1 protein-coding gene is annotated in these 1,098 nt (G+C 63.4%); it reads right to left on the reverse strand.

Going from position 1 to position 1,098, the window contains the following annotated elements; genetic code table 11:
• Positions 1–12: 12 nt before the first annotated feature.
• Positions 13–1,092: a photosystem II q(b) protein gene (gene psbA, locus CJZ86_RS16380; RefSeq protein ID WP_015109068.1), complete on the reverse strand. Its 1,080-nt coding sequence runs from the start codon at positions 1,090–1,092 to the stop codon at positions 13–15.
• Positions 1,093–1,098: the final 6 nt, after the last annotated feature.

Here is a 1,098-nt window from a genome sequence, read left to right on the forward strand (position 1 = left end):
GGAGGGGCTGGATCAGCCGATCGCCGGGGCGGTCAGGGCCACGGGGGTGGCGCTGGCAGCAGCCAGGTCGAGGGGGAAGTTGTGAGCGTTGCGCTCGTGCATCACTTCCATGCCGAGGCCGGCACGGTTGAGCACGTCGGCCCAGGTGTTGATCACCCGGCCCTGGCCATCAAGGATCGACTGGTTGAAGTTGAAGCCGTTCAGGTTGAAGGCCATCGTGCTCACGCCCAGGGCGGTGAACCAGATGCCGATCACGGGCCAGGCAGCCAGGAAGAAGTGCAGGCTGCGGCTGTTGTTGAACGAGGCGTATTGGAAGATCAGGCGACCGAAGTAACCGTGGGCAGCCACGATGTTGTAGGTCTCTTCCTCTTGGCCGAACTTGTAGCCGTAGTTCTGGGACTCGCTTTCGGTGGTTTCACGCACCAGGGAGGAGGTCACCAGGGAGCCGTGCATGGCGGAGAACAGGGAGCCACCGAACACACCGGCCACACCCAGCATGTGGAAGGGGTGCATCAGGATGTTGTGCTCAGCCTGGAACACCAGCATGTAGTTGAAGGTGCCGCTGATGCCGAGGGGCATGCCGTCGGAGAAGGAACCCTGACCGAAGGGGTAGATCAGGAACACGGCGCTGGCGGCCGCCACGGGGGCGGAGTAGGCGACGCAGATCCAGGGGCGCATGCCGAGGCGGTAGGAAAGTTCCCACTCGCGGCCCATATAGGCGAAGACGCCGATCAGGAAGTGGAAGACCACCAGCTGGTAGGGGCCACCGTTGTACAGCCACTCGTCGAGGCTGGCGGCTTCCCAGATGGGGTAGAAGTGCAGGCCGATGGCGTTGCTGGAAGGAACAACGGCGCCGGAGATGATGTTGTTGCCGTACATCAGGGAGCCGGCGACGGGCTCACGGATGCCATCGATGTCGACGGGGGGCGCCGCGATGAAGGCGACGATGAAGCAGATGGTGGCGGCCAGCAGGGTGGGGATCATCAGCACACCGAACCAACCGACGTAGAGACGGTTGTTGGTGGAGGTGACCCACTCACAGAACTGGTTCCACACCGAAGCGCCGGAGCGCTGCTGGAGAGTGGCGGTCATGAGTGC

It is taken from the genome of Synechococcus sp. BO 8801, from assembly GCF_002252675.1.
Lineage (GTDB): Bacteria > Cyanobacteriota > Cyanobacteriia > PCC-6307 > Cyanobiaceae > Cyanobium.

Coding starts and splice junctions, on each gene's coding strand:
- psbA (WP_015109068.1), bottom strand. CDS start 1,092: ATGACCGCCACTCTCCAGCAGCGCTCCGGCGCTTCGGTGTGGAACCAG.